This window comes from Paraburkholderia sp. MM5496-R1 (assembly GCF_050436205.1).
Classification (GTDB): domain Bacteria; phylum Pseudomonadota; class Gammaproteobacteria; order Burkholderiales; family Burkholderiaceae; genus Paraburkholderia; species Paraburkholderia tuberum.
Genome location: NZ_JBNDLT010000003.1, coordinates 2,003,395 through 2,025,523, shown reverse-complemented (window position 1 = coordinate 2,025,523; position 22,129 = coordinate 2,003,395). Strand labels below are relative to the sequence as shown.

The following is a 22,129-nucleotide window of genomic DNA, read 5'->3' as shown; positions in this document are numbered from 1 at the left end:
GCGGTGAGAAGCAACACAACACACCTGCCACAGACGTCATTTCTTACGCCGGCTACCGATTTCCGTCCGACGTGATTGGCTAGGCGGTGTGGCGATACTTGCGCATGGCCAGAGAATCGCTGGCTGGGCGTGGCATTGAGCTCACGTACGAAACGGTGCGACGCTGATCGGTGAAGTTCGGGCTTGCCATTGCTCGACGCATCCGTTCCACCGCGTTGGACCCGGCCAACAGGTGGCACCTCAACGAAGTGGTGATCACGATCGACGGCAAGCAGTACCCGCCGTAGCGTGCGATGGACCAGCCTGGCACGGTACCGGATGTACTCGCACAAAGCCGGCGCGAGTCGCATGCGGCGACGCACATCATGCGTGATCTGCTTAGGAAGCACCGCCGCGCTCCGCGTGTTCTGATCACCAGTAACGTGGAACCCCGACAGCACAAAGAATTGCACAACCGGGCGGAGAACTCGCACCAGCCGACGCGAGTGCGCGAAAAAGTGTTGCACGCTTCAAATCAGCGCGCTATCTGACGCGATTCGCGTCGGCTCATGCTCAGGTGAGCAATCGGTTCAAACGCTGCCGGTACAGCGCGAACGCGCAACAGAAGCGGCAGACACGCAAGGAGGCCTGCGAGGCGTAAGAAGCTGCAACCGGAAATCCGATTCCGGATCTCCTTGCCAACCAAGTGAGCCAAACTTATGTCATGCGATTTCGCATGCACGTCATTCGGCAAGTTGACATGCCAGTCACGGAAAATATCGACTGAAGCACGCGAGACTCACCGAGCGCGAAGCGACCGACTCATCCAGAGAAGCATAGTGTCGTAACTCAGACCAACGAGTCTTTAGGATTCTCTGCGTGGTTCAGCGTGCGTTCGGCGTTCGATGCTGTCCTGACCGTCGGGGCGTCGACCGTTAACGCCGCCAGTTGCTCACGCATGCCGCCCGTCATACCGTCGAACGCGATGCGCTGACTGGCCGTAAGCGGCGAAGCGCCAGTTCGGCTCGTCAATGCGAGTGGATCGGTAGGGTGATTGTTCCGCCGCACCTCGAAATGCAGGTGAGGTCCCGTGGACCTGCCGGTGCTGCCTACTGCGCCGAGTCGTTGTCCTTCAGTCACGGACGCGCCAACGCGCAAATCGCGGGCGAAGCTAGACAGATGTGCGTAATACGTCGTATAGCCTTGTGGATGATTGAGCACAACGTACTGCCCATATCCGCTTTCGTTGCCTACGAACTTCACGGTTCCCGAAGCCGCCGCCACTACGGGCGTCCCCTTCGGCGCGCTAAAGTCCACGCCGGTGTGAAAATGCTGCTTGCCGCCGACCGGATGGACACGATTGCCGAAAGTCGAACTGACCCTAACGTAATCGAGCGGCATCGAAAAGGGTTCAGCGGCAAGCCGCCGTCCGTCGAATGAATAATAGTCCCCGTTGGCGTGCCCCGGTGCGACAAACCACACGGCCTGGTAGACCTTAGCGCCTGAGCGGAGTTCGACTGCCGTCACGCGCCTGCGCTGTGGCGCCGCGGCATCGCGCCCGTGGAAAACGCGGTAGGTGTCGCCCTTCTGCGCGGGCGCCGCAACGTCGAGCCGGGAGGCAAAAATACGTGCAATCTGTTCCCGTATCTCGACAGGCACGTCGGCCCGCACCAGAGTATCGCGCAAGTTGCCTTCGATCTGCCCAGCGTATGACCCGATTTCGGCCTCCGGCGCGACAAGCGGCACAGCGCCAGATAGCGGACTATTTTGAGCCTCGCCAACGAACCCGCTGAACTTGCCGGCAATATCGGCCGAACCTTCGGACATCTGCCGAGGTCGCTCGACGGGTTGCGCAGCCGGCACGGTCACCCCAAGGCCAGACCAGATCGCGCTGGATGCCTTCACGCGATTGAATATTTCTGGTGCTGCAGTCGAAACTGATAGGCCGAGAATCGCGACCATGCCACACAGCACTCCTGCGCCCGCGATGGAACTCGCTGGAGATTTACATCTAGAACGCATAGAATTGCCCACTTCGATGGCAATGGCTTGCGCCTTGGGGAAAGTGTTACCTAGAAAGTGGAACGACATCATGTCAAAACCTCGCAGTCAAAATAGAGGGCTGCAGGCGTAAATGACAGTGCTTGAAACGCGCGGCAGCGGGCGGAAACGGGATAGAGCGAAAATCCAACAGTCTGGGTACCCTTCCGCGCTACACAATCCGGTCAGAAACCGTTGGAAAGGGTCCCTTCGCTATCTACATGCGAGTCCTAAAAGGAATGGCACTTACTTAAGCCCGTGGAGCGTGCCCATATTTTTGGACGCGCTCACGTGCGATGTGACGAGGCTCTTTCAGCCATGGGTAGGACTTCGGTCTTCGTTTGCGCATTCGTGGTTCGATGCGACCGGGGCGACTCCCAACGCAAGACTGCGTGATCAGGTTGAACAGGAGACTCTGGTTGTGAGTTGCCGTCAGACCTCTGGCCAGCCATTCAGTCCATAACTGCACCGTGTGTTTGAAACTCAGTGTTCTCGGGTCAGTGGCATGGTGACTGGCGGCCTGAGCCATCAGCAGCCGAATCACGTTGTAGGCCAGCAGATGGACCCAGATCTCCTTTTCGTTCATGTGGGCAGTCTGGCAATGCAGCACATCCATGCCCATCGTCGTCTTGATGTTACGTAGATCCAGTTCCACGTTCCAGCGCCTGGCGTACAACTGCGAGAGGTCCTGTTTGCTGGTCTTGCGTGCATCAAGCATCGTGGTGACCAGCACCCGGTGATGCAGCCTGGACTCGCGCACCATCAGTTCATCGGGGAAGGCCTGGTACTGCTCATGCGTCATCCAGTCGGGACGCTGCCGGGGTTTGGGCCACGTCACAATGTGATCGCGCGTGCCCAGGGACCGGCCTCGCCGAAAGTCGGTGCGGCGTGCCCCATGCTGTTCCATCACGACGTCCACCCCGGCGGCGATCATTGAGGCCATCAGAAAGTAGTGGCAGTACAAGGCATCGGCGACGATCACGTCACCTTTGCGAAACGTGCCTTGCAGCATGCGAAACGCCGTCAGCTCCCCGCTGCCTTTGCCCGCGTAAGTTCCGACCGCCGACTCCAGTACTGCGCCGCTTGCCAGACAGATCACCGCAACCAGATAGGCCAATGGAAAGCCCACTCCTTCGGCCTGAGCACTGGACTGCGGGAAACGGGCCTGGTTCGACGGCGTATCGGGCATCGAGATCCCGGTGCCGTCAACCAGCTTGACCGGGCGCCCGCGCCACTTCCAGGCAGCCTCGGCCTGCTCATGCAGTTGGCGCCCCGTCTCGCGCGCCAACTCCCGCACCATCGTCAGCGGCAGTCTCTGGCGAGCGCGGCAGTAGCCTCCCGTACGCACACTCATGGGCCGCAGCCCGTCGGCAGCTCGCTGCGCCGCCCACCCGTTGACTGCCTTCTGACAGGAGGCGTCCTCTTCCAGCGCCTGGCGCATGAACATCGACAGTGTCACCGTCGGCGGATACAGCCGTTCCCGATGTTCTGGCAAATACGCTTCCGTTATGCCCAACAGCCCCGGGCTCGTCAGTATGTTGAAGTAGTCTACCGCCTGGGCCCTGCACGCCCGGCTTTGAACCCTGCTTCGTGTTTGCCTGTGATGACTTCGTGCATTACGATCCATGGGGGCTGATCTTTGGAATGAGACGGTGTTTGCCTGGTAACAACCATCGTATCAATCCCTGGATCAGCCCCCTCCCTTTCTCTTCAAGCACTTACCCGCGTCTTCTCCTCCATGTAGGCTTAAGTAAGTGCCATTCGTCCTAAAAGGGTTAATGCGATAGAGATAGAGTAAGGCGACGCCCCGTTTCGCCCTATGTGACCAATCCGAAAGAACTCTGTCCCCATAAGTATCGACCTGCGGCAGCGAGTCGCATCGCCCCCGCGCACGGCACAATCACGAAGCTCGACGACCTCAGACGAGCGCCAGAGGTTCATGGAGATTCGACTCTTCGCCCGCCCAATTTGCTTTGACCGGAGGCATGCAATTTCGGACTTGTAAAGCGGCGCGCCTTATACCTCCTCGCTTTTATCGGTTGTTCTTCACGGGATCGCCGGCGCAAGCTAGTGCATCCAACTTGCTGGGCTGATCCCCGCGCGATTCATGACGCCGACGGGTTTGCCAACAGGCCAATTTCGACTCATGGGAAAAAATTGAGCATCTTCGGTGACATCGTGAACAAGCTGTTCCACGAGGCAAATCCCGACGCGAGGACGCCGACAGTTGAGCCTGCTCCTGATCCGGCACAGAAGCGTTGAATATCGCAAACAGCTGACGCAGGATCTGAAGTATTCCGGACACTTGAATGACTCGGCGAGCGTGATCCTCTGGCTGCATAGCGAGGTGACGGCGACGCTGGTCGCAAAGGGTGGCAAGTTTCCGCCCGATCTGGGCGGTTAAGCCACGCGTTGACAGAAAGTCCAATACGGGCCTCTTCTAATTCGCCAGAGCCCTAAAATTCATACGTGTCATATTGGCTGAATGCCGTGAATCGTGAAAACTGATTCGGAAAGGCGCACGGGCATGCACGGATCACATCTGCCGTCCCTCGCAGCTAACTCGGCGATGGCGCTTGCATTGACAGACCGCGACGAATACAGCTCATCGGCATAGACATGCCAGAGACGTCCGCTCTCGCTTTTTGCGATGACAAGTTCTACCGTTAGAAGCTGTTTCGAAATTAGTTAAACATCGGCTTGAGACACGCTCAACACATCAAAGCGCAAGCGAGAGAAAGGAAATCTTCATGGATATGGGCGTATCGTTCGTAGCGAATCTTCAGGCGTCGAAACGAGCGAAGCCACGGAATCGATCGTTCGACTGGCCAATGCGTTTCTCCGAGACCACTGCCGTGTGGCAAACCGATTTTTGCGAGCGCCGGCGTGACGCCATGTTTTTACAGGCGCTGTCGATGATTCTCAGAACTGTAGCCCCGGTCGCGCTGAACAATTTACGGTCTATGCAGTGGACCTCCCCACTTGCCACGAATGCGCGCATGGGATCTATTGGAATGAAAAAACGGGTTTGCACAGCAACCGTGTGAACGGTACTAGTTTTGCCCCGCAAGGCGAGACGCTGGTGCGTGCGGCCGAAAAGCCCTTCAAGGTGCAACATGATTTCGGCGATCACCAACCGCGGTGAGTTGAACTTCATGATCTTCGAAGGAATGCTCAGGAATGCCACCTTCATCGAACTCACGAAGCGGTTTCTCAAACAGCTCACGCGCAAGATCTACTAGATGGTCGACGGCCATCCGGGCCGCATTGGTCTGCTGCTATCAAGATGTTTGCCGCCGACCAAGCACCGCGTCTGCGGTTGATCCGGCTGGCGAGCTATTTTCAGGAGCCTAATCCCAGACGAGACGCCCAACCAGGGACGTCAAGACTAACGCGATCGGCAAGATCTAACCGACCATCAAGACGGGAATGAGCCGGGATCAGCGGTGGCATCTGCATCGTCCGCAAAAGGAACTCCCGTGATTCGCAACCCTACTGCAGTAAAAGCATGTCGATATAGCACTCGATCGACTACGAACTAGTTAATGATTTCATCAGTGCCTTTGTAATTTTCATTATTAATTTACCAATACTTATCACGAAAATGCGCTTTTTTTCGGGGCCTTTTTACGAAGAGGCATCGATGATGCGGGCAGTCCATTAGAGAACTCGCGCTGAACGACAACTTGACAATACTTTTGAGGATTCTATGAGAATTGCTGTCCTAGACGACGATCAGGCACAAACCGACTTTTGCTCTCAGACGTTATCGCCGGCAGGGCATATCTGCCACGCGTTTTCCTCTGGCCGGGAACTGGCACGGCAACTGAGACGGCAGACCTTTGATCTACTCATACTCGACTGGAACGTGCCAGACATGTCGGGCAAAGAGATCTTGTGCTGGGTTCGAGGTAGCCTCTCTGAACGACTTCCTGTTCTGTTCATGACGAGCCGCAGCAGTGAAGCGGATATCTCGTCAATACTTAATCACGGAGCCGACGATTACGTCGTCAAGCCGGTCCCTGGAAGGGTCCTGCTCGCGCGCGTCAGTTCGCTGTTGCGACGCACCTATCAGCTCAGTGCTGCTGGGCGCGAAGTCTATGGAGATTACGACTTCGATCTGATTGCGAAGCAGGCGCTGCTTAAGGGAACCGCTGCTGCGCTGACCCCAAAGGAATTCGAACTTGCACTGCTGCTGTTCCAACACTTGGGCCGACCGTTGTCTCCCGCCCACATTCGCGATGTAATCTGGAATCAGATCGCCGAAATCTCGTCGCGGACAATTGACACGCACGTGTCGGTACTACGTGCCAAGCTCAATCTGCGCCCGGAAAACGGTTATCGGCTCGCAGCGGTTTACGGTTATGGCTATCGCTTGGCTCAGATGAATAGTGTCGAGACACTCGAGCGTACGTCCCATTAATCGCGCACCGATGACGTCAGCGGACAAATGGTGATCGTGAAGCCGCGATTTTGATTTCTTCTTCTCACCATCTTCGCGACGACCTCAGCAACTGACAACGTCGCTCGAGCGCAACGGAATAGAGGACGGACTGCGGTCGCTGGTCGGTTCGATTCCTGTTTCACATCTCGCGGTGGTGCAGGCTCGAAACCTTCCGTGCCATGCGCTGGCAGCGTCAAGCCTTGAGAGAAATTAAATACTTTTGAAACGTGGCGGATGAGCCGTTGCGCGTCTCGTGGCGCAAAGTGCGCCGGGTTTTCTTCGGTGAATCGCCAATGTCGTGCTTAGGTATTTGCGGGCCTCAGCCGGCGAGCGCGTGAAGAATGAATTTGCCACCTTTGACGACGCCCATACGAACGAGGCTTATCGCGCGGAGCCGCTCAATCAACCGTCTGCTTGATGGTGTTTGCCGTCGATAACGGCTATCAAACCGTTGTATTCGCCGCGCCGGGCCAGCGACGACAATGCCTATAGCCTTCCGGGAACATCAGAGTTCATTAAAGTTTTCCCCTGAAGTTGGGCAATGATTTTCCGCCGTCCTTTTGCAGAGGCTCGAAGCAGGAGGTTCATTGTTACTATAAATTCGCGCTCTTCATTCTTTTGGAGATTGACGAACGCGAGTAGCGCCTGAATAGTTGCGGCCTCTTTGTTATTCGACATTTCGATTTCCTTTGATCTTCACACTACATCGCAAGTTGTAAAACTGCCGAAGAAGGGAAAGACTTATATCGCCCTGAAAAAATCCACCAGAACTCAACAAAAATAACAGCCAAACGTTGCTAACTGAAGTTGCAAAGGTTGCCCGAGAACGCACTGCGTATTGCCGATACAAGCTCGCTGACGTCAGCACTCTTTAGAATAAGGGAATGCACTCCAATCCGCTCGAGCGACCGTCGAAGATCAGGGTCGCCATTCATACTGAATACGATGATCTTCAAATCCGGAAAACACTCTCTCAAGAACGCCAGATAGGGAACTCCGTCGCCGTATTCGCCTCCGGGCATCGCGTCGTCAGTGACAAGTACACTGCAGGGCACGCGAGCAAGACGTTCAACAACCTCAGTCGAGTCGCACGCAGTCGCTACCATTCTTAAATCAGTAGGTCCGCTCAGTACCATTCTGACACCCGATAATACGACAGGGTGGTCATCGGCCACAATAATATTGATTATTCCTTGCACTTTACTACCTCGCGATCTATCGGAAAGACAGTTTTTCGCGCCATCTCGTCTGAGTCGCGACTCCAGGTGCACAATCCAAAACCCTTCATTGCCGTGAGTTTTATGAATTCAGATCGCACTCGGAATATTCATGCTGGAATAAAAGCACTTTCTATGCAAATAGCATCAACCAACGCCTTTCATACATTCTATTTTTCTGAGTATCGACGGAAATGCGACGGGTGTTATTTTTCTTTTACACCAGTCGGACTCGTCATAAATTTGTTTTTGGTGTTGTGGCGGCGCATAGAAAGAGGCTGGAGTTGCTCCTGTAACTCAGGACGTGGACACCGTTAGCAGGCTGCGGAAATACACCCCAGCAGAAGCAACGTCCATCTCGCTGAGCGGTTGCCGCCGCAGATTTTCTGCATGGCGAAATTCCAGCGCCAATTCAACGCCCTTTTCGACGGCTTGAGGCGCATTTTTCGCCCGATTACCGCGATTTCCGCTACTGCGGGCGGACCTGCCCCAGCTTGCGCTTTTGCTGCGATATCACATAGCCCACGCTGTGTGCGATGGCATCGGGCACTGCTGAACGACGACCCGAGGTGTTCTGTGCCACGTGCGGCGTGACCTTCATCTGCTGGCACGCTTCGATGAATTCGTGTGCGTCGTAACCCTTGTCCGCACCCAGCGTGATTTGCGCAGCCGCGTCCTTCGCTGCTTGCCGCGCATCGTTGATCATGACCTTGGCCGCGTCACGTTCGGCATGCCCGTCAGCACGACTCACGCGGGCGTTGACCACCAGTCCATGGCGGTTGTCGGTCAGCGTGTGGTCCATGAAACGCAGTTCGCTGGCCGTCTTGCCCTTGCAGTAAAGCCGTGCGTCGGGATCGGTCGTCGACTCGTGCGTCTCGTTGCTCCGCCTGCTACCCCTGAAGTCGCCCCCGTCCTTGCGCACAAAGCTCTTGTGTCCCCGCCCACGCCTGGATCAGCGTGCCGTCCACGCTGAAGTGCTCGCCCGACAACCAGTTCTTCTTCTGCGCGATAGCCAGCACTTCACTGAAGAATTCGACCACCGCGTCGTGCCGGATTAAACGCTCGCGGTTTTTCGTGAACACCGTCGGCACCCACACCGAATCGTCCATCGACAGACCGATAAACCATCGAAAAAGCAGGTTGTATTGCGTTTGCTCCATGAACTGGCGTTCGGACCGGATGCTGTACAGCACCTGCAGCAGCATGGCCCGCAGCAGTTTCTCCGGCGCGATGCTCGGGCGGCCGCCCTTGATGTCAGCCTCATACATTCCGGCGAACAACCGGTCCAACTTCGCCAGCGCCTCATTCGCCATGACGCGAATCGAGCGCAGCGGATGTGAGTCCGGAACGAAATCGTCCAGCTTGCGCACGGAAAACAGACTTTCGGTGAACGTGTCGGCGCCGCGCATGATCTCCTTGGGGGGCGGGTGAGCTTCTCACATCAACGCTTTTGCTATCCGTCGCGATGACTTCCGCGCGAGGTATTTCCGCAATCTGTTAGGTTGATGGCGCAGCAGTTCGCCGGAACCCGCGAGCGAAGCTGCGCGTGCGATGGTCGATGTAGCCAGGGCCGTTGTCCGACAGCCGTTCAACGGCCGCACCCGCCTGGGTCGCTCCGAAGCGTCGCTCGACCGCAGCGAGCATCACATCACGCACGACGCGTCGTCATTATGTGCGCCAGTAGTCGCTGCCCAACGGATGTCACCTACCGGTCATGGCAGTCCAGCGCGAAGGTCCCACGTAACGGCGAGCCATCGTCACAACGGAACTCGAAGCCTTCTGAGCATCAGCGGGCATTGCTCCGATCTACGGCGACGAGTCCATCACGCCAACGATGCTTCGCGCTCGCGTGAACTGGATAAGGCTCGACGCTCTTGCGTGACAATGGCAGTACCAAGCCCGACATCAATCCTCAAGCCTGACATGGCGATATCGCATCCTAACGTCTGCGCTCCAGTTCATATATACTCGTCCGATTCGTCGACTCCTCCTTTCAACAAAATCGCTCGAATTCTTTCCACTAAATAGTACTAGGCATTGGCTGACGATTAGACACCCGTATTTGGGTATAACCTGACATTCGCGTCGATATCCTCTACGTGAATCGGGGAGGCCGAAAATCCGCTTTCATATGCAAACCTGAATAAATCAGCGTCACGTTCTATGCCCAGCTTGCGCATCGCCGCCCTTTTCTGTGCGCTCACTGTCTGCTTCGTCCGATTCAACTGGGCGGCTATTTCGTTAATCGTGACGCCGGACACGTACAGACGTACAACCTCGGCTTCCCGTCCCGAAAGATTGCGCGGAGGTATGGCTTGCGTTGGGCCGACTCTTCCGGGTTGCTCGCGTGAAGTCGGTGAAAAGTAGGTTGCACCCGCGTGAACTGCATGTATGGCGGTAATCAGATAGTCAACATCTTTCGATTTGTTCAGTACCGATTGGATACCAATTTTTCGCATCTTGGAAGCAATGGCGAAATTGTCGATCGTGGTGAAGACGATTATCTTAAGGTCGGGATATCGGCGCTTTAAGAACGAAAGCATGGCCATCCCGTCACCGTATTCTCCCCTAGGCATGGAGTAGTCTGTGATGAGAATGTCACATTCGACATTTGACAGAAAATTGACGATTTCCGTCGAATCCTGCGCCGTCCCAAGGACGCTGAGAGTATGGACTCTGGATAGTTCGTATTTGACGCCAGTGATTAATGCCGGGTGGTCGTCTGCAAGTATCAGCTTGATTTTCATTGCTCGCTCGATCGGTCAACTGCATTTATGAATCGAATTTTGGAATGCGTAATGTAACGGCGGCCATCGAGGGCAGGTATCTTACTAGCCTCATTCAATCCACCAAACTGCCTGACTGATCCGAAAAACCAACGGGATATATCTGGAGATAGCGCATTGTCGTCCGTATGATCCGACGACGGAGTGGTTCGTTTTCAACGAGCTTCGGGCGGCGAAAGCGTCAGTCGGATATTGCTGGGACGGTATGGAATTCACATACGAAACGGTGCGACGCTGGTCGGTGAAGACCCAAGGGTGTCTTCGAGGCGCAAGAAGCTGCAACCGGAAATCCGGTTCTGGATCGCTTTTTCTACTAGATTAGTAGTAAGCGACATTTGAAGGCCGCCTTGACGATCAGAATTTGATTTCGAAGAGGCGTTCGTTGACGCTCTGGAGGTCAAAGGCAACAGGATCGAAACTACCGCCGCACCAGTCGAGCAACCGCTGGTGTTCGTCATGAGCCGGATCGATGATCGCGTCGAGGAACTCGATGTAGCCGGGTACGCCGCCAACATCTTCCGGTGGACAGGCATTGCGGCCGTCCAGGCAGAGGGGCGAGCGCAGCTGAGGGTCAGGTGGCAAGACCTTCTCGACCTTCACACGATGCTGCCAGTTGTCACCGTAATCGTAGATGTAGGTGAATGACTTCAGTGCACCGAGCGCCTTGCCCAGGCTCACCCGCGCTTCGTTGAGCATCGGTGGGTCACTCGGGAAGTCCGGATCGGGCACCCCGTAGTTGATGTCGCCGAACACGAATTCGTGCAGGTGGCCGCCATCCCAGCCCATCGCCCACAGCAGCACGACGTGCAGCTTCGGCAGCCTGATCGAGGCAGGGACCAGTACCCGTCTCCAGACCGCCGGCTTCAGATACTTCAGCTCGATGCGCAGCTGGTAGACCGGTACCTGTGAATTGACCGCGCGTAACGCGGGTTTGCGAGTCGATGCCATCGTCATGCAGCCTGACGGACCGGCTGCTCCACCGGCATCAAATGCCACGGCAGCAACGCGTCGATCCGGTTGATGGGATGATCGGCGATGCGCTCGAACACCATACGCAGATACGCATACGGTTCGATGCCATTCAGGCGTGCCGTTCCGATCAGGCTGTAGATGACCGCCGCACTCTGTCCACCGCCATCAGAACCTGCGAACAGATAGTTGCGCCTGCCGAGAACCAGCGGCCTGATCGATCGCTCCGCGGTGTTGTTATCTATCTCGATGCGCCCGTCTTCACAGTAGCGCACCAGCGCGTGCCAGTTCCCCAGCGCATACCGGATGGCCTTGCCAAGGCCCGACTTCGCCGAGACCTGCGCGAACGTATGTTCCAGCCAGTCCTTCAGTGTGCCTGCGAGCGGCAATGCCCGCGCCATGCGCACGGACTGCCGGACCTCCGGCTTGCGGCCGCGCACCTCGCGCTCGATGGCATACAGGGCCGCGATACGGCTGAGTGCCTCCTGCGCCACTGGCGAACGCTCCAGTTCGTACAGGTCGTAGAACTTGCGCCGCACATGCGCCCAGCACGCTGCCTCGATGATCGTGCCATCGCGGTACAGCGCATCGTAGCCACTAAAGGCATCTGCCTGCAGGATGCCCGACCAGCCCTGCAGATGCGTACGAGGTCGCTCTCCCTTGCGGTCGGGCGAGTACTGGTACCAGACTGCCGGGGGTGCCCGGCTGCCCGCCGGCCGGTCATCGCGTACATACGTCCACAAGCGTGCCGTACGTGTCTTGCCGCGTCCGGGTTCCAGCACCGGGACGGGCGTGTCATCCGTATGGATTTTCTGCGCCTCACGCACATACCGGCCAACGGCATCCGCCAGCGGCTGCAGCAGTGCGGCGCACTCGCGAACCCACGAGGCCAGCGTGGCACGATCGAGTTCAATGCCGGCACGGCGATAGATTCCTACCTGCCGGTATAACGGCATATGGTCAGCGTACTTGGCGACCATCACCTGTGCCAGCAGACCCGCACCGGCCATGCCACGTGCGATCGGGCGCGACGGCGCCGCTTCCTGGACGACCTTCGCACAACGGCTGCAGCTCAGCCGGGGGCGCACGTGGCGGATCACCCGGAAGTACCCCGGCACGTAGTCCAGCATCTCGGAGGCGTCTTCACCCAGCTTGCGCAGCCGGCCACCGCATTCGGGGCAGTCGCAGCCCTGTGGCCGGTGCTCCACCACCTCGCGTGGCAGGTGCGCAGGGAATTCGCGCGAGCGGCGGCGCAGTGGAACCACCGGCGCTGCCGTGTCTACGGGTTCATCCGACGCCGCTTCTGGCGCCGATGCGGGCACGGCACCTTGTTGCGGCAGTGTCCCGTCACCCAGTGCGAGCTGCAATTGTCCCGTCAGTTCTGCCATGCGTTCCGACGAGCGCCCGTACTGCCAGCGCTTCAGACGCGAGATCTCGGCGAGCAGGCGCGCGATGGTTTCTTCGCGCGAAACAAGCATGCGCTTGAGTGTGTCGATGTCGTCGGGGAGTCGGTTGACTGGCATGTCTGGGAGTTTACCAGGCACGTTCAGAAGTGGGGGCAAATTTTACGCGGCGCATGTGGGCTTCCACGTCCGTTCGGGGCGTCGCCAGTCGATGCCTTCGAGCAGCATCGACAGTTGTGCCGCCGACAGATGGATGCATCCCGCGTCGGCCTGCGGCCAGATAAAACGGCCTCGCTCCAGGCGCTTGACGTACAGGTTCATTCCATCGCCACTCCACCACAGCAGTTTCACCAGATCGCCCCGGCGACCACGGAAGGCAAACACGTGGCCCGAGAACGGGTCTTGCTCAAGGGCCACCTGCGCCAGTGCAGCCAGACCATCCATGCCACGGCGCATGTCGGTGACGCCTGCGGCGAGCCAGATGCGGGTGCCGGTCGGCAGCGCGATCATGCCGGCCTCAGGCAATGCAGCACCAGTCGCAGCTGGGCTGGGTCTACCTTCCCGCTCACTCGCACGCGTGCGCCATTGAGCTCGATCTCGATACCTGAAGTCGCGGCTTCCTGTGCGCGCAATGGCAATTGCGCTGTCGGCACCGGTAGCGACGAAACCGCCATCGAATCATCCGGCGACATCGCCACCGGAACGAACACTGCCGTCTCGCTCACCGTCCTGTTGTCCAGCAGACCAGCACGGTACTGCCTGCGCCACTTGAACACCATGTTCGGATTCAGACCGTGCGACTGCGCGAGCTTTGCCACCGAGATGCCCGGCTCGCACGCTGCCATCGCAACTTCACGCCTGAATTGAGGCGCGTAATTCGGCCGCCCCTTGCGGCTCCCGGCACAGTCGATCTCTGTCATCAAAGTGGTCCCCACTACTCGAAGTGATGGGCATCACTTTGGACACTCTCAACGTCGACGTCGATACGGCCTTCAAATGACGCTTACGATTAGTATAACTAACGTCACTCACTTTCTCATTCACGTCATTCTGGCAATTTGACAATTTTTCAATTCCACATCGCTCGAAGATTCCAGGTCTTCTAAAACATCGGGGCTACCGTACAAGTTGGTCAAACGCCCGCACTGTGATTCTGAAAAATATTGCAGGCGCAAAAAAATGCCAGCTCTTTCTCTCGCTCATTGAACTTGATGTGAAACGTTCTTGTCAGACCAATCCTCATCTTGTTTTCATCTGCATGACTATCGATTGGATCATGCCCTGGTCGATACGCGCGATGAACTCGTTTCATTTTGCATAGCCTGTGTTCAAAGGGTCCACCTTGCGACCAGGCTTTACCTGATCAGGGAGTTAGTGGCCATGCATCGTCCCAAGAGCATGCTTCTCGCCGATATCGTATGGGCGCGAGAAACCGCTGAACGCGCGCCAGATTTCTTCACCACCCTGTCGCTCGGCCAAAATCCCCGTGTGCTCTGGATAGGCTGCTCCGACAGTCGGGTGCCTGCTGAAGCCATCACCCACAGTGCGCCGGCCGAGCTATTTGTCCATCGCAACGTCGCCAACCTTTTTCATCCGAGCGACAATAGTTACGCGAGCGTGCTCGAGTATGCCGTGCGCGCGCTGATGGTCGAGCACGTGATCGTTTGCGGTCAATACGGCTGCGGCGGTGTACGCGCATCTCTCCTACCGCCCTCTTCCGGAATGCCGCACGTCAACCGCCACATCGCACCACTGCGCGCGCTTGCCCACCGGCATTGCGCAGAGCTCGACTGCGAACCGAGCGACCGGGCGGCCGGCCGGCTCTCCGAGTTCAACGTGCTCGAACAGGTGAGGTTGCTGCGTGACACGGCGATCATCCGTGACAGCGTCCCCGCCCCCCTAGTGCACGGCTGGATCTTTTCTCTCACCGATGGCCGCATCGAGGAATTCGACTCTGGCTATTCCGCAGGTAGCACCCACCAGGACACACCACATAAGAACGCAGGCTGATCCACCACAATGAATCGCCCTCCAAATCACACTCCTTTTTTCCGTCCATCATGAATCTACGAGCATCACTCTCAACGCTCCCACGCGACCTGATTGCGGGTGTCGTTGTCTTTCTTGTCACGCTGCCGCTGTGCCTGGGTATTGCCAATGCATCTGGTGTTGAGCCCTTCGCAGGCCTTGTGTCCGGCATCATCTGCGGCCTCGTCGTCGTGGTTCTGTGCGGCTCGCCACTCTTTGTCAGTGGACCGGCGGCGGACCTCGTCGTCATTCGTCGAAGGCATTGCGCGCCTCGGCAGCTTCTTGGCCTTTCTGCTCGCCGTGCTACTGTCCGGCGCCATTCAATTTGGCTTCGGAATGGTGAAGGCAGGCCGAGTGGCCGCACATGTGCCTTCGCCCGTTATCAAGGGTATGCTTTCCGCCATTGGCATATTGCTGATCGTCAAGCAGTTGCCGTTCGCGTTAGGCATTGCAGGTGACCTTGATACGCCCGTCGGCAACATGCCATTCAGCCTCCGCGCACTAACCGCCTTCGCCGTCGCGACGGTGTCACTCGTCCTGCTAGCCAGTTGGGAAACCCGAGCGCTGCGACGCTTGAGGCTTGTGCGCCTAGTCCCTGCGCCGCTCGCCGTTGTGCTGCTCGGCATTGCCGCGACGCTGTTACTTGACATGCTGTCCCCAAGCCTCGCCTCGCCCGCCGAACACCGTGTCGCCCTGCCCGAGCTCGCCTCGATTGCTGCTCTCAGCGCCGCAATCAAGAGCGCTGATCTCGGGCCGAATTTCGCGCAACTACTAAACCCCGACATCTGGCGCGTCGCGTTGACGCTGGCGGTCGTCGGAAGTCTCGAGACGCTGCTGAGCCCGGAAGCCGTCAAACAGATCGATCCGAAGCGCCGCCCGACTCTGCCAGACCGGGAGCTGAAAACGCAAGGCGTGGGCAATCTGATTGCAGGAGCAATAGGCGGCCTGCCGATCACGTCGGTAATCGTGCGCAGCTCGGCGAACGTCAATGCAGGTGCACAGAGCCGCGTGTCCGCCATCGTGCACTTCATACTGCTGCTAGTCAGCGTGTTTGCACTCACCGGCCTGATTAATCAGATCCCCCTGGCAAGTCTTGCCGCGATCCTCATCCATACCGGCATCAAGCTCGCCAAACCGAGTTTGTTCCTGTCCGTTGCGAAACAGGGACCAGGTGCATTCGCACCGTTCATCGCGACGATAATCGGCGTGCTCGCCGTGGATCTCCTGTTCGGCATCGCGCTCGGACTCGCGGTCGTTGTCCTCATGGTCGCGTGTGCGAATTTGCGTGGTCCCGTTATGTTTGCGCAGCAAGACGACCACTACCTGCTGTCTTTCCGCAAGGATGTGTCATTTGTCGGCAAGGTGAAGGTCAAGCACTACCTATGGCAGATTCCTGACCAATCGGCCGTTATCATCGACACGACCCGTGCCGACTACATCGATCACGATGTGCGCGACCTGATCGACGCGTTCATCGTCGATGCACGGGGCCGCGGTATCACGGTCGAGATCAGGCAGCAGCCACATCACGCGAAAGAACGGAATGGACGCTGGCTGTTCCGCAACCAGACCTCGCGATAAGCATTAAATAGTGGAGCAGACACAGGGACGGGTTGTGCCACGATGAGGACCACTCATCTGCCCGACAGGTAGGAATGTTGGGCGGATGTCTGTGCAACGCCGCCATCGCCACAACCGGATTCACCGTCTGCTCCGTCAATCGCCGGCATACGAAATGGCGGCCGTGGCAGCGTGTTGTGTTGCGGGGCGTGGGCTGTTGGGTATCGCAGCCCCGATCGGGGCAAGCGACAGAGGTACGGAATGATGATCAGCTGGGGGATAGTGGAGGCACCTTGACGATCCGATCAGCTATTCCCGTCCGGCACGTTGCAACCTCGCTGCCTGCGTAGCAGATACAACCGAACCGACGATGCCCTACGTCGAAACGTGATGAGTCTCGACGCGTTTGGGCACTTAAGTAGCCCGCGAAAAGGTTGACGACTTTCTTGAGATGTTGGCGGAGTGGACGGGACTCGAACCCGCGACCCCCGGCGTGACAGGCCGGTATTCTAACCAACTGAACTACCACTCCTTTTCGAGGTTAACCTTAGCATGTCTGCCCGCGTTTTTCCAGCAAGAACCTTGCTCAAGAAGCACGAATCCGGATTGCGTCGCTACATGGAAGATGATCCCAACAAATGTCAATATGACCAGTATTACTAATCGTGCCAACGAGTAGCATGACTGCACGAATGTTTGTGCGACGCACACCGTCTTTTATCCTGGCCCCGCGCGATGCAATAAACCGGCGAGAGCGGCCTGCGTGCAGGCTTATGGCGGCTGCGGCATCAGGAATACACGGATGAAGAAGCTGTGCAGCGCGCCGACGATGAAGGCCTTGAACTTCAAGTGGATCAAGTCAGGATAGTGGCACTCAACTGGCTATCGAAAGCATCAATCATGTCCTGCGCCGCCCCGACACCCTCCTTCGATATCGCGACTTCCATTTGAGCGCACTGCTCTGCAAGCGTGCGGTATCCAAACACATTTAGCGCGCCCCGCAACGAATGCAACTCGGCGAGTATCCGGGCCGCGTCGCCGGCATCGTACGCGGCATGGATCGCCGCCAGCGCCTCTTCGCACGATTTCAGGAATGTAGCCCGCACGTGGGCTGGCATTGCACGGCCGCCCAGCATCCCATCGCGTTTCCTTTCCTGTTCCTGTTCCTCCGCCTGCACCGCCACACCCGGCACGCCGGTCACCTCCGACAGCGTTGCCGACAGCTCGTCCAGCTGCAGCGGCTTGGCCACGACCCGCATTACCCCGGCCGCCTCGCAACGCGCTCGCTCCTCCTGCGTCACGCTCGCCGTCGCCACCACGATCGGCATTTCTGGCCAGCGTGCCTGTGCCTCTCGCACGAGCCCATAACCGTCCAGCACCGGCATCGCCAGATCGGTCACCAGCACATCGAAGCGCTCCCGTGAGAGACGTTCCAGCGCCTGCAGCCCATCTTCCGCCACCTGCGGCTCACACCCGAGCATCTTCAACTGCTCGCTGAACAGTTCCCGGTTCACCGCGTTGTCTTCCGCCACCAGCACCTTCAGCCGGCGCGACAATACCCGCTGTGTCTCTTTGCCCGCCGCCAGCGGCATGCCCTGCAAGGTATGGCGTAGCGCCGCCGCCAGCCCTTTCAGACCATAGCTTGAGACCTTCACCGCCCGTCCCGTCGCTACGGGATACGCCGGTCCTTCCGCGCTGCAGTCAATCATCCAGGACGACGCTTCCAGCAGACGACGGACGTCGTCCGCATGCCAGGTGTCGTGCTCGCCGCAGACAATCAGGGTATCCGCCTCCTCCAGCGTCTCCAGATCGAGTTGCGCAGGATGACGATACGCCTGTACCTTCAGCCCCCAGGCCTCCAGTGCCGGCACCGCATACGCGTGCCACGTGTCCGCCGCCGCGACGAACAGCACCTGCTCGCCCTCGAAGTGCGGCATATCCAGCCCAGGCTCGCCGTGACAGTCGCCCAGCGGCACCCGCACCGTAAAGAGGCTGCCCTCGCCGGGCACGCTGTGCACTGCGATCGTCCCTCCCATCGCATCCGTCAGCCGCGCGCATAATGCCAGCCCCAGACCGGTGCCACCGAAGCGACGCTTGATCGTCGTATCCGCCTGGCTGAACGCGCGAAACAGCATCGCCTGCTGCTCCGGCGATATCCCGATCCCGCTGTCTTCAACTTCGATCACAAGCTCTGGCTGATTATCACTGCCCGCTTCCGCCGACAGTCTCAATGTCACCTCTCCGTGCCCGGAAAACTTGATGGCGTTCGACAGCAAATTGTTCATCACCTGGCCAAGCCTCGTCGGATCGCCCTGCATCGGTTGAGTGGTCGATGTGCCAAATTCGCCCGACAACCTCACGCCCTTCGCCCGCGCCACCGGCCCGAACATCGTCAGAGCCCGCGAGGCCACCTCCTGCGCGTCGAACACGATCCGCTCGAGCGTCATCTCACCGGCCTCGATCTTCGAGAAATCCAGCACGTCGCTCACGATTGCAAGCAGTCCGTCCGATGAACCCTGGATCGTTTTCAGCCGGTCACGCTGCAGCGCATCGAGCTGCGAGTGCGACAGCAGCTCGAGATTCCCCAGGATCGCGTTGAGCGGTGTGCGGATCTCATGGCTCATCGCCGCCAGGAAAGCGGATTTCGCGGCATTGGCCGAGTCCGCCGCCTGCTTTGCTTCACGCAGTTGCCGATTGAGGCGCTTTTCCACCGTCACGTCCGTGAACGCCGTCACCAGCACGTCCTCGCCCTGGTAGCGCGCCGGCACGACACTCACCGAGAGATCCATCGTCCCACCCTCGCGTGTCGGCAGCGACCACGCCTCGTGCGCCATGCCGTTTGTACCGGTTACACCGCTTACATCTGCGCGTTGCCGGTGACGGTGAACCAGTTCTGCCGAAAGTGTCCGTGCCGCCGGCAGGACCACCCGCGCTGCGGCCTCGATCATCGTCGGACTGCGCAACAACGGCTTACCGCTCTCCACGGCAATCAGCCCCAGCCCTACCGGTGCCGTCTCGATCAGCGCGCGGCTCAGGTGCTCGCTCTCGAACACGCGTCGAGAGCGCTCAAGAACAGGCAGGAACACGCGCCGGTTGAACAGTTGAATCAGCGACCACACCACGAGGAGGATCACTCCAGTCGTCGCGGCCGACGTTCCAATCTGACCAGTCAGTGCCCGGGCAATCGAGCGCCACGACTGCACAAACACGAGCGTTACGCCAGTCTCGCCGATTGGCCAGCCAAACAGCATGTGGCCGTCACGAAAGATCCTGCCTGTCGGCTCGACAATTCCTGCGACACCTAAAGCACGCGCGGTATCCAACGCCTTCGGGTCGACCGGTTGACGCGAAAATGAAGTGATAACCTGTCCATTGCGCGCGAAGAGCATAAGAGAGCCGTCAAGCCCACTCTCCCCTAGAGCGGCAGTGATAATGGTGACCGGTAACTCGTAAACAGCGACGGCGAACGGCTTGCGCTCCTTGTCAAACAGGGTCGCTGCAACTCGAACTGATCGCCTGCCGCTTAACGGACTATCGTAGGGAGGGAGCCACCGAAATGCACGCCCCCCGGTGCGGGGATCGAGCAAGGGCACGTCTCGCGGAACAAGGAGACTGCCGCCGGGTCCCGCTAGTGCAGAAAAAAAAGCAGCACGATCGGCAAGCAACGTCGCCATCCGGGCATCGCCAGGCGATGGTACCAGGATGAGCAGTGGACGGTCAGGCCTGTACAACCAGAATGTCAACAGGCCTCCGTTTCGTTCGGAAGCTGCCGTCGCCGCCTGACTTATCTGTTTAGCAAGCCGAATGTACCGGGTTGCCAACAAATCGGGAGGCGTTGCAGACGAGGCACCCACCACGAGCACCGGCAGATGATCTGGGGCCTGCTGAAGACGAAGCATCTGGCCATTGCCTGTGAACTGTTCGATAAGGCGTGGCTCGGCCTGTTCGCCGGCCCTCCAGGCGACCTCGATGAGCCGTACGCCGTTTTGCATAAGCACGACGTTGCGCGAGTTAAGGTCGGTGAGCCGGTTCACGCCGGACATCAGTTCTTGATGCTCGAGCGCAACATAGGTACGTACAGTGGCCACCGTGTTCAGGACGAACGCAACCAGCACCACCGCCGTTACCACTGCCCCGCCACCGAACATCAACAAATGCTGATAGCGGCGAAAGCGGTCCAATACATTGCGTTGTGCGTATGGAGTCATAGGTGCCAGCGGAGTTGACGCTTTCGCCGGGTGCCCCCTCGAAGGAAGGTTCACGTGGCAGGTAACAACCTGATTATCCACCGCGCGGCGCAACAGCGAAACGCTTCTTTACACGCGTGCTGACGGCCTGTCCCGAAGCACCGAAGAAAATCGTTACCGACCTGTTACGCATTTACCTGACCGCGAAAGCAGAACTCGCGGCGCTGGCGAGCGTGAAGCACATCAACTGCTGCGCTGTTCGCTTTATCGCCAATAGTTCGCCGCGCAATGCGTGGCGTTTTTCATGGGCGTCGCCCAAGGTCCGTCCGTTAAGCTTTGAATGGTGGCATCGCCTGCCAATCTTCCGCCACGTGAACGCTAATGTGACAACGCCGTTCTTTGCCCCGGTCGGGACTGCGATTGCCCCACAGCCCTTACCCAGCAGGGCGCCGACGCCGGGACCGGATTGACGAACTCTGCTACACCTCTCGGCGAGGTCAATCCTTCAGCGTGAGCGACAATACCCTCACGACCAGTTCCTGATAGCCGATACCAACCGCGCGAGCAGCCTTCGGCAACAGCGAGTGATCTGTCATTCCTGGTGATGTGTTCACTTCGAGGAAGTACGGCTTGCCCTCGCCATCCATCATGAAGTCGACACGCCCCCAGTCCCAGCAACCGAGCACGTCAAACGCGCGGCGCGCGAGTTGCTTCAGGCGCATCTCTTCCTGGGATGCCAGTCCGCATGGAATCAGGTACTGCGTCGAATCGTGAACGTACTTCGCGTCATAGTCGTAGAACTCGCCCGCTGGCACAATTTGGATGACCGGCAGATCGAGGCCGCCCGCAATGCACGCAGTGTATTCACCGCCGCCTTCGATACTCTTCTCGACCAGCACGATAGCGTCGAACTTTGCTGCTTCCGCGATCGCTGAGGGTAGCGCCTCGGCCGCTTTTACCTTGATCACGGCGACGCTTGAGCCTTCGCTCGCCGCCTTCACAAATAGCGGCAACCCGAGTTGCGCGACGATCTCCTGCGCACGCGCGTCGTAATCGTCGCCGCGCATCACGGCCTCGAACGGCGGCGTCGGAATTCCCAGTTGCTGCCACACAAGTTTCGCGCGGAACTTGTCCAGCCCGAGCGCCGAACCAAGCACGCCGCTGCCCGTATATCGGATCCCATAAAAATCGAGCGCGCCCTGAATCTGTCCATTTTCGCCGTAGCCGCCGTGCAGCACGTTGAACGCGCGCACAAAGCCCTCGTCCTTTAACGCTGACAACGGCCGCGTGGATGGATCGAAGGGGTGTGCGTCGACGCCTGCATCGCGCAGTCTCTGCAACACGAGACGACCAGAATTGAGCGACACGTCACGCTCGGCGGACACTCCACCAAACAACACTGCCACCTTGCCGAATCGCTTCGGATCGATACTGTCCATCGAGCTCCCTATTTATGCGCAAGGCACCTTTATCTTCTCGTCCGCTCATCGAGACTTTGACCAGCGAGGCCGGTATC

The 22,129-nt window shown here is 58.5% G+C and carries 16 protein-coding genes, 1 tRNA gene and 5 pseudogenes; 7 read left to right on the top strand and 15 right to left on the bottom strand.

Annotated features, from left to right (window positions below):
* The first annotated feature begins 38 nt into the window (after positions 1 to 38).
* A pseudogene (locus tag OKW38_RS35530) lies at positions 39 to 640 on the top strand (IS6 family transposase).
* Between the two features lie 188 nt (positions 641 to 828).
* Here OKW38_RS35530 and OKW38_RS35525 read toward each other — a convergent pair.
* Positions 829 to 2,073, bottom strand: a complete 1,245-nt coding sequence (locus OKW38_RS35525) for a M23 family metallopeptidase (RefSeq protein ID WP_429334135.1) — start codon at positions 2,071 to 2,073, stop codon at positions 829 to 831.
* 196 nt (positions 2,074 to 2,269) lie between these two features.
* A complete protein-coding gene (locus OKW38_RS35520; protein ID WP_090812824.1) occupies positions 2,270 to 3,646 on the bottom strand; it encodes an IS4 family transposase in 1,377 nt (458 codons plus the stop codon).
* A 600-nt stretch (positions 3,647 to 4,246) separates the two neighbouring features.
* On the opposite strand from OKW38_RS35520, the gene OKW38_RS35515 reads away from it, so the two are divergent.
* Entirely contained in the window at positions 4,247 to 4,423 is a 177-nt protein-coding gene (locus OKW38_RS35515) for a DUF3597 family protein (protein ID WP_425199435.1), read from the top strand.
* 307 nt (positions 4,424 to 4,730) lie between these two features.
* Here the strand turns inward: OKW38_RS35515 and OKW38_RS35510 are convergent.
* Positions 4,731 to 5,012, bottom strand: a pseudogene (locus tag OKW38_RS35510) (transposase); the annotation flags it as partial.
* Positions 5,013 to 5,135: 123 nt separating this feature from the next.
* Between OKW38_RS35510 and OKW38_RS35505 the strand changes: the two are divergent.
* Both OKW38_RS35505 and OKW38_RS35500 read left to right on the top strand, forming a co-directional pair.
* Positions 5,136 to 5,261, top strand: a complete 126-nt coding sequence (locus OKW38_RS35505) for a hypothetical protein (RefSeq protein ID WP_260328425.1) — start codon at positions 5,136 to 5,138, stop codon at positions 5,259 to 5,261.
* Positions 5,262 to 5,728: 467 nt separating this feature from the next.
* A complete protein-coding gene (locus OKW38_RS35500; protein ID WP_429365223.1) occupies positions 5,729 to 6,442 on the top strand; it encodes a response regulator transcription factor in 714 nt (237 codons plus the stop codon).
* 507 nt (positions 6,443 to 6,949) lie between these two features.
* Here the strand turns inward: OKW38_RS35500 and OKW38_RS35495 are convergent.
* From OKW38_RS35495 to tnpA, 9 genes and pseudogenes are all read right to left on the bottom strand, one after another.
* On the bottom strand, positions 6,950 to 7,141 hold the full coding sequence (locus OKW38_RS35495) for a hypothetical protein (protein ID WP_429334136.1): 192 nt from the start codon (positions 7,139 to 7,141) through the stop codon (positions 6,950 to 6,952).
* Positions 7,142 to 7,260: 119 nt separating this feature from the next.
* The gene (locus OKW38_RS35490; protein WP_429365569.1) at positions 7,261 to 7,638 is read right to left on the bottom strand and encodes a response regulator; all 378 of its coding nucleotides are present in this window, start codon (positions 7,636 to 7,638) and stop codon (positions 7,261 to 7,263) included.
* Positions 7,639 to 8,170: 532 nt separating this feature from the next.
* Positions 8,171 to 9,089, bottom strand: a pseudogene (locus tag OKW38_RS35485) (IS5 family transposase); the annotation flags it as partial.
* Between the two features lie 124 nt (positions 9,090 to 9,213).
* Positions 9,214 to 9,538, bottom strand: a pseudogene (locus OKW38_RS35480) (IS3 family transposase); the annotation flags it as partial.
* Positions 9,539 to 9,728: 190 nt separating this feature from the next.
* The gene (locus OKW38_RS35475) at positions 9,729 to 10,427 is read right to left on the bottom strand and encodes a response regulator (RefSeq protein WP_429334138.1); all 699 of its coding nucleotides are present in this window, start codon (positions 10,425 to 10,427) and stop codon (positions 9,729 to 9,731) included.
* A 393-nt stretch (positions 10,428 to 10,820) separates the two neighbouring features.
* Positions 10,821 to 11,414 carry a plasmid pRiA4b ORF-3 family protein gene (locus OKW38_RS35470; protein WP_429332306.1) on the bottom strand — a complete coding sequence of 198 codons (594 nt, stop codon included), beginning with the start codon at positions 11,412 to 11,414 and terminating at the stop codon, positions 10,821 to 10,823.
* A 2-nt stretch (positions 11,415 to 11,416) separates the two neighbouring features.
* Positions 11,417 to 12,958 carry an IS66 family transposase gene (tnpC, locus tag OKW38_RS35465; protein WP_429334996.1) on the bottom strand — a complete coding sequence of 514 codons (1,542 nt, stop codon included), beginning with the start codon at positions 12,956 to 12,958 and terminating at the stop codon, positions 11,417 to 11,419.
* 42 nt (positions 12,959 to 13,000) lie between these two features.
* On the bottom strand, positions 13,001 to 13,348 hold the full coding sequence (gene tnpB, locus OKW38_RS35460; protein WP_090801994.1) for an IS66 family insertion sequence element accessory protein TnpB: 348 nt from the start codon (positions 13,346 to 13,348) through the stop codon (positions 13,001 to 13,003).
* Positions 13,345 to 13,758 carry an IS66-like element accessory protein TnpA gene (gene tnpA / locus OKW38_RS35455; RefSeq protein ID WP_090801995.1) on the bottom strand — a complete coding sequence of 138 codons (414 nt, stop codon included), beginning with the start codon at positions 13,756 to 13,758 and terminating at the stop codon, positions 13,345 to 13,347. The genes tnpB and tnpA overlap by 4 nt, the downstream gene beginning before the upstream one ends.
* A 460-nt stretch (positions 13,759 to 14,218) precedes the next feature.
* On the opposite strand from tnpA, the gene OKW38_RS35450 reads away from it, so the two are divergent.
* Together OKW38_RS35450 and OKW38_RS35445 are read left to right on the top strand one after the other, a co-directional pair.
* Complete coding sequence (locus OKW38_RS35450) at positions 14,219 to 14,848, top strand: carbonic anhydrase (protein WP_429334139.1); 630 nt, start codon at positions 14,219 to 14,221, stop codon at positions 14,846 to 14,848.
* Between the two features lie 50 nt (positions 14,849 to 14,898).
* Positions 14,899 to 16,447 (top strand): annotated as a pseudogene (locus OKW38_RS35445) (SulP family inorganic anion transporter).
* 434 nt (positions 16,448 to 16,881) lie between these two features.
* Here OKW38_RS35445 and OKW38_RS35440 read toward each other — a convergent pair.
* Together OKW38_RS35440 and OKW38_RS35435 are read right to left on the bottom strand one after the other, a co-directional pair.
* Positions 16,882 to 16,958 (bottom strand) — tRNA-Asp (locus OKW38_RS35440).
* A 322-nt stretch (positions 16,959 to 17,280) separates the two neighbouring features.
* Positions 17,281 to 20,607, bottom strand: coding sequence for an ATP-binding protein (locus tag OKW38_RS35435; protein WP_429365222.1), 3,327 nt, complete (start codon positions 20,605 to 20,607; stop codon positions 17,281 to 17,283).
* A gap of 143 nt (positions 20,608 to 20,750) precedes the next feature.
* Here OKW38_RS35435 and OKW38_RS35430 point away from each other — a divergent pair, with 143 nt between their 5' ends.
* Complete coding sequence (locus tag OKW38_RS35430; protein WP_429365221.1) at positions 20,751 to 21,083, top strand: hypothetical protein; 333 nt, start codon at positions 20,751 to 20,753, stop codon at positions 21,081 to 21,083.
* Positions 21,084 to 21,110: 27 nt separating this feature from the next.
* Here OKW38_RS35430 and OKW38_RS35425 read toward each other — a convergent pair whose 3' ends face one another.
* Positions 21,111 to 22,052: a D-alanine--D-alanine ligase gene (locus OKW38_RS35425; RefSeq protein WP_429365220.1), complete on the bottom strand. Its 942-nt coding sequence runs from the start codon at positions 22,050 to 22,052 to the stop codon at positions 21,111 to 21,113.
* Positions 22,053 to 22,129 lie beyond the last annotated feature (77 nt).